Origin of the sequence: Flavobacterium franklandianum (assembly GCF_007097365.1) — a bacterium.
In the GTDB taxonomy this organism is placed as follows: Bacteria; Bacteroidota; Bacteroidia; order Flavobacteriales; family Flavobacteriaceae; genus Flavobacterium; species Flavobacterium franklandianum.
This window is the reverse complement of sequence record NZ_VJZR01000035.1, coordinates 2,565-5,187: the sequence shown is the minus strand read 5'-3', so window position 1 is coordinate 5,187 and position 2,623 is coordinate 2,565. Positions and strand designations below refer to the sequence as shown.

2 protein-coding genes are annotated in these 2,623 nt (G+C 37.6%); both read left to right on the top strand.

Annotated features, from left to right (window positions below):
* Positions 1-79 precede the first annotated feature (79 nt).
* A complete protein-coding gene (gene menA / locus FNW17_RS16160) occupies positions 80-1,042 on the top strand; it encodes a 1,4-dihydroxy-2-naphthoate octaprenyltransferase (protein ID WP_143392098.1) in 963 nt (320 codons plus the stop codon).
* Positions 1,043-1,108: 66 nt separating this feature from the next.
* Positions 1,109-1,786, top strand: coding sequence for a metal-dependent hydrolase (locus tag FNW17_RS16155; protein WP_143392099.1), 678 nt, complete (start codon positions 1,109-1,111; stop codon positions 1,784-1,786).
* The last annotated feature ends 837 nt before the right edge of the window (positions 1,787-2,623 follow it).

Sequence of the window (2,623 nt, the reverse complement as noted above, 5' to 3'; positions counted from 1 at the left end):
TAACCTCTAACCTCTAACCTCTAACCTCTAACCTCTAACCTCTAACCTCTAACCTCTAACCTCTAACCTCTAACCTCAAATGAAACATTGGATTCAAGCCGCACGATTAAGAACCTTACCTTTATCAGTATCCGGAATAATTGTGGGGAGTATGTATGCTTTAGCTTATCCTACGGATAACGTCCTCACACCTACAGAGGTTTTCAATTGGAGGATATTTGGCTATGCCATACTCACCACTTTGGGATTGCAAATCCTGTCTAATTTTGCCAATGATTATGGTGATGGGATGAAAGGAACCGATAACGAAGACCGTATTGGTCCCAAGCGGGCCATACAATCTGGGGTGATTTCGCCACAAGCTATGAAACGTGCCATAATTATCACTTCGGTTCTTACATTATTTTCGGCTATGTTGTTGATTTACTATTCTTTTAGATACACTAATTTAAGTTATTCTTTATTCTTTTTAGTCTTGGGAATTTTGGCGATTGCTTCGGCGATTCGCTACACTGTTGGGGATACAGCTTATGGCTATCGTGGCTTTGGCGATGTATTTGTGTTTGTGTTCTTCGGATTGGTGAGTACTTTGGGCGTCAACTTCTTGTACTCAAAACAATTGGATTTCGACCTTTTTCTGCCAGCAACCGCCATCGGATTTTTAAGTGTCGGGGTGTTGAATTTGAATAATATGCGCGATGAAGTCTCCGACCGAAAGTCGAATAAAAATACGATTGTTGTAAAAATTGGAGCAACCAAAGCAAAGAAATACCATTATTTTCTAATCGTTTCGGCGATGGTTTTGGTTTTGGTTTTTGCCATTACTACTAATTTTAGCTACGATCAGTATTTGTTTTTATTGGCTTACATTCCTTTGACTAAACATTTAAGTACAGTTTATAAAAATCAAGACCCTAGATCATTAGATCCAGAGTTAAAAAAATTAGCCTTAAGCACTTTTGCGCTTTCCGTACTTCTGGCAGTTTGTATGATTTCGTTGATACAAGATGTTGTTGTAAATCTCTTTTTGGGAGGGAGATAGGGTTTGGTGAAGGGTTTAAAGGTTTAAGAGTTTAAAGGTTTAAATATATCTTTTAAAATAGAACAGATGAAAATAACATTCTACGGTCACGCATCATTGGGAATCGAAGTGGGGGGCAAACACATTCTAGTTGATCCTTATATTTCGGCCAATCCTAGTGCGTCGCACATCAATATTAACGAGCTTCATACCGATTATATTTTCCTGACTCACGCTCACGGCGACCACATTCTAGATGTCGAATACATTGCCGGTAGAACCAATGCTGTTGTCGTTTCGAATTACGAAATTGCAACGCATTTTAGCGAAAAAGGCTTTAAATCGCACCCAATGAATCACGGTGGGAGCTGGAGTTTCGACTTCGGAAAGGTCAAATATGTCAATGCCGTGCATTCTAGTTCTTTTCCCGACGGCAGTTATGGCGGTAATCCAGGTGGTTTTGTCATCGAAGGCGAACACAAAAACATCTATATTGCGGGTGATACAGCCCTCACGATGGATATGAAACTGATCCCGATGCGAACCAAACTCGATTTGGTTATCCTTCCCATTGGCAACAATTTCACGATGGATGTCGATGATGCTATCCTAGCTTCGGATTTTGTCGAATGCGATAAGATATTGGGCGCACACTACGATACGTTCGGATTCATCGAAATCAACCACGAGGAAGCCATTCGTAAGTTTTTCGACAAAGGCAAAGATTTAATGTTGCTGGAAATTGGAGAAAGCATTGAATTGTAGTTTCGAGGAACATGGCAATTAGGAGCTGTTTATTTCACTCGTCAGTTCGAGTGGTTTTTAAAGCTAGATAAAGGTTGATTAAATTAATAAAAGGTAATGCTTTAAAAATTGTATCGAGAACCTTGCTAATCAAAAGGCTTCTCGATACAATTTTGAATAGTAAAGCTGTCGCATTACTATTCAAAACCACTCGAAGAGACGGATGGTTTTAAATAAGAGGATAATTGATAATCACTCGTCAGTTCGAGTGATTTTTGAAGCTAGATGAATGTTGTTTAAATTAAATAAAGGTGATGCTTTAAAAATTGTATCGAGAACCTTGCTAATCAAAAGGCTTCTCGATACAATTTTGAATAGTAAAGCTGTCGCATTACAATTCAAAATCACTCGAAGAGACGGATGGTTTTAAATAAGAGGATAATTGATAATCACTCGTCAGTTCGAGTGATTTTTGAAGCTAGATGAATGTTGTTTAAATTAAATAAAGGTGATGCTTTAAAAATTGTATCGAGAACCTTGCTAATCAAAAGGCTTCTCGATACAATTTTGAATAGTAAAGCTGTCGCATTACAATTCAAAATCACTCGAAGAGACGGATGGTTTTAAATAAGAGGATAATTGATAATCGCTCGTCAGTTCGAGTGATTTTTAAAGCTAGATAAAGGTTGATTAAATTAATAAAAGGTAATGCTTTAAAAATTGTATCGAGAACCCTACTATTCAAAATCACTCGAAGAGACGGATGGTTTTAAATGAGAAAATATTTGATAGTCACGCCTCAGTTCGAGTGATTTTTAAAGCTAGATGAATGTTGTTTAAATGAAATAAAGGTGATGC

Excerpts from the sequence above, each read along its gene's own strand:
- menA (WP_143392098.1), top strand. The coding sequence starts at position 80 with ATGAAACATTGGATTCAAGCCGCACGATTAAGAACCTTACCTTTATCA.
- FNW17_RS16155 (WP_143392099.1), top strand. The coding sequence starts at position 1,109 with ATGAAAATAACATTCTACGGTCACGCATCATTGGGAATCGAAGTGGGG.